The following is a 7113-nucleotide window of genomic DNA, read 5'->3' as shown; positions in this document are numbered from 1 at the left end:
TGCGTTACTCTTTTTACTCTTCGACATTGAATCACTGTTTCTCTTCCCTTGCATGATAATCTTCAAGTCTGTGGTCACTGGCCAGAATAGCAGCATCAGTCCAATGGTTCTTTTCTGTGAATTATTTGCTTTTGTTTTCATTCTTTTTGCCGGCCTTATATACGCCTGGCGCAAGGGGGTCTTAACATGGGAGTAGGCGGCGCTTCAGGACTAACCGAACAAGTTGCCGAGATACTTGATAAATACCCTGGCGGTATCAGACTTGTTGACTCGATCGAATATCTGGTGGCCTGGGCCAGGGCCAACTCCCTCTGGCCACTTGTCTATGGTACGGCTTGTTGCGCCATGGAGATGATGTCGGCAGGTTCTTCACGGCACGACTGGGCCCGTTTTGGGGTTGAAGTTGCCAGAGCTACTCCGAGACAGGCCGACCTTATCGTACTGGCCGGCACCATTGTTGAAAAAATGGGTACAAATCTCGTCACCCTCTACGAACAGATGCCAGCGCCCAAGTATGTCATTGCCATGGGCTCCTGTGCCATTTCCGGCGGCCCATTCTACTATGACACCTACTCGGTAATCCGCGGCGGCGACCGGCTTATTCCGGTGGATATTTATGTCCCCGGCTGTCCTCCCCGGCCTGAGGCCTTGCTTTATGGCATTATGGAACTGCAAAAAAAGATCAGAAAGGAAGGCCGTCGCAATCCTTGGAAGATTGGCAAGCTGCTGGACACTCCATTTGTTGATACCCACACCATGGCAAAGCAGGAATGGGCAATCCAAGAGGAAAAAAATGAGCGTGAGCTGCGCCCGGCAAGAGAACAGTTTAAGGCTGAAAACCCGAACTATAAGCCCGCAAAACCGCCTCGACTTGCAAAAGAACAATTTGATGCGGTGACAAGGGAACCCGGCAGAAAAAATGGCCTCGATAACGCCTCAATACTAGCAACGGTGCAAGAAGCGTTTCCGGCAGTCACCATTTTCCGGCAACCGGAAATCAGCCCAGACACAGTGGCGGATTTGGGTTCGGAATATATTCTTGATCTACAAACTGAAACTGGGCAATTCAAGGATCTGGTCCGTTTCCTAAAAGATAACAATAAGTTGGGACTCGATATGCTGCTGCAAGTAACAGCGGTTGACTGGCCGGATCATTTCGATATTCTGGTTCATCTGCTCTCCACCCACTATGGACACAAACTGTTTCTGCGCTGTCCGGTGAACAAAGAACGACCTGAACTAAGCACACTATCTGATATTTACAATGGGGCAAATTGGCATGAACGGGAAGTGTTCGACCTATTTGGTATTCGGTTCACCGGGCATCCGGATATGCGGCGTATTTTTCTGCAGGATGATTTCCCCGGTCATCCCCTGCGCAAAAATTTTGAAGACGCAAAACGGATAGTGAAACGCCCCTATTGATTGAAAAAAAAAGATGTCCCGAGGAGCCCATTACACGGGTAGGATACCAATGGAATTACAACTTATCGACAATATCCCGGAAGGATTTACACGAGGTCTGAACACGGATGAAACCTCGGAAGAGTACTTCCTCAACATGGGGCCACAGCACCCAAGTACCCATGGGGTCTTGCGTCTGGTGCTCAAGCTTGATGGAGAAAATGTGCTGGAGATCGTGCCGCATCTTGGTTACGTCCATCGCGGCATAGAAAAGCTTACGGAAAGTCAGACCTACCTGCAGAACATTCACCTTACCGACAGACTCGATTATCTCTCCAGTCACATCAATAATCTCGGCTATTGCCTGGCGATGGAACAGGCCCTTAATCTTGGCGTGCCGGAACGAGGTGAATACATCAGGGTGATGCTCTGCGAGCTGCAACGAATTCAGTCCCATCTGCTCTGGTGGGGCGTATCAGGAATGGACTTAGGAGCAGTCACCACCTTTCTTTACGGCTTCAAGGAAAGGGAAATGATCACCGACATCTTTGAAGAACTTTGCGGGGCCAGGCTAACCATGAATTTTTTCCGGCCGGGTGGTTCCTTTGCCGACGTTCCCGACACCTTTCTCCCCCACGTGCAGAGGGTAATCGAACGGATGCATGTCGCGCTCGATGAATACAATACCCTGCTGACCAATAATATCATTTTCCAGGAACGAACCAGAGGAATCGGTATCCTCAGCAAAGAAAAAGCCTTGTCCTATGGCTGTAGCGGCGCAGTGCTGCGGGCCTCCGGCATCAGTTATGACGTCCGCCGCAATGATCCGTATTCGATCTATGACCGTTTCGATTTTGATATTCCCATCGGCACAGTTGGCGACTGTTTTGACCGCTACCAGATAAAAATGGAAGAGATGGCTCAATCGCTCCGCATCCTGGGGCAGGCAGTGAAGACTTTCCCCAAAGGGCCATATCGCAGCAAGGAGCAAGCAGCATACCGCTTGCCAGAGGGGAACTACTACAGCCAGGTGGAAACGGCCCGTGGACTGTTTGGCACCTATATTGTTGCCGAAGGCGGTACAAAACCGTACCGGGTAAAATTCCGTTCGCCGAGCTTTTCCAACTTAAGCGCCCTGAGCGAGATGGCGGTTGGCCACAAGATTGCCGACCTGGTTACTATTCTGGCCACCCTGGATTTTGTGGTGCCGGAAATCGATCGTTAAGAGCCGAAAGGAGGAACCGCACAGATCATGATCCAACTACCAACTGAAACGGTTTTCCCGGTCCATAATGCGATAGGGGACCTGGTGCGCCACTATTTCCCCAATGCTGCCGGATACGCCAATGGATTCCTGACCATTATCAGCCTGTTGCTGATTGTGGCCCTGTTGCCCGTTTTTCTTATCTGGCTGGAACGAAAAGTAGCCGCCCGTTTCCAGGCCAGGCTTGGTCCCATGCGGGTCGGATATCATGGACTGCTGCAATCTACCGCCGATGGGCTGAAGCTTATTTTCAAAGAAGTGTTGATACCTGAGGGGGCCGACAGCTTCGTCTTCTTTCTGGCCCCTATTCTTCCTGCCAGCGCCACCTTTCTGGTAATGACCGTTCTGCCGTTTGACCACCACTTGCAGGTTGCCGATCCCGCTGGCGGAGCGCTCTATGTTCTTGGTATCTCAGGGCTCAGTGTTCTCGGGATCTTGCTGGCAGGCTGGTCCTCAAACAATAAATATTCCCTGCTTGGAGCTATGCGCTCCGGGGCACAGATGATCTCCTTTGAAATTTCGCTCGCCCTGATCATGCTCCTGATCGTCATGGTCAGCGGCACCGCCTCTCTCAGAGAAATTGTCCTTTCCCAACAGGGAACCATCTTGGACTGGTGGATTTTCAAACTGCCGATTTTAGGCATTGTTGCCTTCGTAATGTACATGATCTCATCAACTGCCGAGCTGAACCGTGCGCCATTCGATATCTCTGAGGCCGAGTCAGAACTCACAGGCGGTTTCGCCACCGAATATTCCGGCATCAGCTTCGCCATGTTTTTCTTTGCCGAATTCGTCAATATGTTTGTTTCCGCAGGGATCGCCACCACTTTTTTCCTGGGCGGCTTTCTCGCACCACAGGTCGGCATCGGCCCGCTTGATGCGTTCTTTGAATTCATCCCTGGTTTTGTCTGGTTCTTCTGCAAAACCGTTGTGGTTATCTTTCTTTATATGTGGTTCCGCTGGACGTTTCCCAGACTCCGGATCGACCAACTCATGTACCTTGAATGGAAAATGCTCCTTCCTGCCAACCTTGCACTTCTTCCGGCAGCCGGATTTTTTCTAGCCATGGGGTGGACACTATGACGAAACCGAGACAAGACGTAAACAACAACAGCGTACTCCATTCCAGCGCCTACTATCTACAAAAGATCATCACCGGCTTGGTTTCACTCTTGAGCGGCATGGGAGTTACAATTCACTATTTTGTCAATCCCAGCAGAATAATCACCCAACAATATCCGGAAAACCGAGAAAGCCTGCGAATGATGGATCGCTTCCGTGGCCATTTAATCATGATTCATGACGCAAACAACCAGCATCACTGCACCGGCTGCGGCATCTGCGAAAAGGCCTGCCCCAACGGCACAATATCTGTGCTCACCACTCAAAATCTAGCCGGGAACAAGATGCTTGGTCGCTATTTGTATCGCTTCTCCCAATGCACCCTGTGCAATCTCTGCGTTGAGTCCTGTCCGTTCGGGGCAATTACCATGGGCCAGGATTTCGAGTTGGCAAAGTATGACCGGCAGCTTTTGACCTATATCCTCAACAAAACTTGAAGGAGGAAGTTAATGGGTGATTATCTATTTTATATACTGGCAACAGCAGTGGTGACCTTTTCCTTGCTGGCCGTAAGTCTGCCCAATCTCCTGCATGGCGCTATTTCCTTAATCGGCGCCTTTTTCGCGACTGCGGCGCTCTACATCTTACTGCAACTTGAATTTGTCGCCTTAGCCCAGATCATGCTCTACATAGGCGGCATTGTAATTTTCATGCTGATCATCATCTTGCTGACCACGGGTCTTGGCAGTGAAAATCGGCATAAGGTGCCGACCAGCCGCCGTCTTGTCGGGACCGGGGTCAGCGGATTTCTCCTTTTCGGATTACTTTATGCCATCAGCGGCAAGTCATCCGCTGTCCTAGCTGAAAATGTGTCCCGAGCGGCGCCGGTCACCATGGATGCCATCGGTCTGCGCCTGCTCTCTACCCGTAAAGATGGTTTTATCGTACCCTTTGAAATCATCTCAATCCTTCTGCTGGTCGCCTTAATCGGTGCAGTAGTTATCGCCCGCCGCGACAGTGGCCAGGAGGAAAAGACATGACCCTCTCCCACTTTATTGTTCTGTCGCTTATGCTCTGCGCCATCGGCGTCCATGGAGTATTGACCCGCCGCAACCTGATCGGCATTTTGCTTTCAGTGGAGGTGATTTTAAATGGCGCCAATCTCAACTTCGCAGCATTTGCCCATTTCAGAGCCTCGGACCCAACGGCGGGCGCCATTTTTCCAATCTTTGTAATGGCCGTTTCCGCCTGCGAAATGGCTGTGGCCCTGGCCATTATTATTTCCATGTACCGTCGCAAAAGACGCCTTGACGTCTATCGCCTGGAGGAACTCAATGGCTGATAGCATCTTCACTCATAGCTACCTGCTCCTGTTCTTGCCGCTAGTAAGCTTTGTGTTCATTGGTCTCTGGATGGCAAGAAAATATCCAAAAATGTCCGGTGAAGTCGCCACGCTGATGGCTGCGTTAAACACCATTTACAGCATTGGGCTGGCTACGGCATATTACCGGCAGGTACTGTCCCACCCTGATCTTTTTCCGAACCGCACCCTGCTCTGCTTTGATCTTGCCTGGCTCAATTTCTCACCAAATCTGACTGCTAATCTGGGCATCTATCTTGATCCCATCTCGGTAATGATGGTAGTGGTCATCACCATAATCAGTCTCATGGTAAACATCTACTCCATTGGCTACATGAAGGACGATCCAGCTTTTGGCCGTTTCTTCGCCCTGCTCGCCCTGTTTACTTTTTCTATGCTCGGCCTGGTTGTTTCGAGCAATATTCTACAGATGTTCGTGTTCTGGGAACTGGTTGGAGTTTCATCCTACTCATTAATCGGCTTCTGGTACCAAAAACCGTCAGCAGTTGCCGCCTCAAAAAAGGCCTTCATTGTAACCCGTTTTGCGGATGCCTTCTTTCTGATAGGAATCCTGACAGTGAGCTTCCAGGCCCAGAGCTTTGATTTCCAGATCTTGAACCTGCCGAAAACAATAGCGCTATTAAACCACACTATTCTGCTCGGCGGCATGCAGGTGAACCTACTAACCGTGGCAACGTTACTTATTTTTGCAGGGGGCTGGGGCAAGTCCGCCATGTTCCCTCTTCATATCTGGCTACCAGACGCCATGGAGGGACCGACACCAGTTTCATCTATTATTCATTCAGCCACCATGGTAGTGGCCGGGGTATTTCTTACTGCCCGGATGTTCCCGCTCTTCAGCGAAGCGGCAAGCACTATGGCCCTGATTCAGTTTATCGGCGCTTTCACGGCCATCTTTGCAGCTATCATCGCCATCACCCAACGCGACATAAAACGCATCCTGGCTTTTTCCACCCTGTCTCAACTTGGGTACATGCTCTTCTCGCTAGGTGTCGCAAAAATCGCCATGGCGGGAGATTCTGCCCCCAACCTGAACTCCTTGGGCTATTCGGCAGCCATGTATCATGTTTTCACCCACGCTTTTTTTAAATGCATGCTTTTTCTTGGGGCCGGGTCACTGATTCACGCGGTGCACAGCAACGACCTCATGGCCATGGGCGGACTCAAAAAAATGATGCCCAAAACGTACTGGTCCATTTTGGCTGCATGCCTTGCCATCGCTGGCATTTTTCCGTTCAGCGGCTTCTGGTCCAAGGATGCCATTCTGCTGGCAGCTCTGCAGTCTGGTCATTACGTAACCTTTAGCGTCGGTCTCGTTACCGGCGGCCTTACTGCCTTCTATATGTTTCGTTTCTTCTTCTTGGCCTTTCATGGAAAAGCGCGTTCAAAACAGCATGATGTACATGAAGATCCCTGGATGACTTTTCCCATTGTAGTGCTCACCATTCCGACATTGGGAGCTGGCCTGCTTGAACATTTTTTCACCAAAGAGGTGATCGCCTCCAGCTTGTCCTACGCTGAACATTTCGCTCATCCAGCATGGTTACCGATTGTCGCCTCGTTAGTCGGATTTTCTGGAATTGGGCTCGCCTGGACGTTTTACGGTCATGGCAACACGGAAAAAGCAGAGGAATGGCGTAAACGGTTCGAGCCAGTCTATCTTCTTATCCAAAATAAATTTTACATTGATGAGATCTATCTTTTCATTACTCATAAAATCATCTTTCAAGGCATCGGTACGCCAGTGAAATGGGTGGACCGTAATATTGTCGACGGAGTCATGAATCTATGCGGCACAGCCCTGCACCTTGGCAGCAAAGCGGTGAGACTGGCCCAGAACGGACAACTCCAGCTCTATCTTGGGGTTACAGTGATCGGTCTTACCGCTCTGCTTTTCCTCGGCAGATAAATTGATCGGCTCATGCCCCTAAGCAGTTATCAAAAAATAATGTCATAATCTAATGGGTAAAAAAAACATAAGGAGCAGTAATGTAATAATAGA

At 50.2% G+C, this 7113-nt stretch carries 8 protein-coding genes; all 8 read left to right on the top strand.

Translation table 11 applies throughout. The features are described 5' to 3' along the window. Window positions 1-196: NADH-quinone oxidoreductase subunit A (locus FP815_09950; GenBank protein MBA3015259.1), on the top strand; the 196-nt coding region annotated here is incomplete at its 5' end. Then, window positions 187-1425 carry an NADH-quinone oxidoreductase subunit B gene (locus tag FP815_09945; GenBank protein ID MBA3015258.1) on the top strand — a complete coding sequence of 413 codons (1239 nt, stop codon included), beginning with the start codon at window positions 187-189 and terminating at the stop codon, window positions 1423-1425. The genes FP815_09950 and FP815_09945, both read left to right, overlap by 10 nt. Window positions 1426-1474: 49 nt before the next feature. Continuing rightward, window positions 1475-2629, top strand: coding sequence for an NADH-quinone oxidoreductase subunit D (locus tag FP815_09940; protein ID MBA3015257.1), 1155 nt, complete (start codon window positions 1475-1477; stop codon window positions 2627-2629). 27 nt (window positions 2630-2656) lie between these two features. After that, window positions 2657-3751: an NADH-quinone oxidoreductase subunit NuoH gene (gene nuoH / locus FP815_09935; GenBank protein MBA3015256.1), complete on the top strand. Its 1095-nt coding sequence runs from the start codon at window positions 2657-2659 to the stop codon at window positions 3749-3751. Then, window positions 3748-4227, top strand: coding sequence for an NADH-quinone oxidoreductase subunit I (locus tag FP815_09930; protein ID MBA3015255.1), 480 nt, complete (start codon window positions 3748-3750; stop codon window positions 4225-4227). The genes nuoH and FP815_09930 overlap by 4 nt, the downstream gene beginning before the upstream one ends. 12 nt (window positions 4228-4239) lie before the next feature. Beyond that, window positions 4240-4770 (top strand): hypothetical protein, encoded by a 531-nt coding sequence (locus FP815_09925; GenBank protein ID MBA3015254.1) that lies wholly within the window; start codon window positions 4240-4242, stop codon window positions 4768-4770. After that, complete coding sequence (gene nuoK, locus FP815_09920; GenBank protein MBA3015253.1) at window positions 4767-5072, top strand: NADH-quinone oxidoreductase subunit NuoK; 306 nt, start codon at window positions 4767-4769, stop codon at window positions 5070-5072. The genes FP815_09925 and nuoK overlap by 4 nt, the downstream gene beginning before the upstream one ends. Then, window positions 5065-7020, top strand: a complete 1956-nt coding sequence (nuoL, locus tag FP815_09915) for an NADH-quinone oxidoreductase subunit L (protein MBA3015252.1) — start codon at window positions 5065-5067, stop codon at window positions 7018-7020. The genes nuoK and nuoL overlap by 8 nt, the downstream gene beginning before the upstream one ends. Window positions 7021-7113 lie beyond the last annotated feature (93 nt).

This window comes from Desulfobulbaceae bacterium (assembly GCA_013792005.1).
Lineage (GTDB): Bacteria > Desulfobacterota > Desulfobulbia > Desulfobulbales > VMSU01 > VMSU01.
This window is presented reverse-complemented; position numbering and strand designations above follow the sequence as displayed.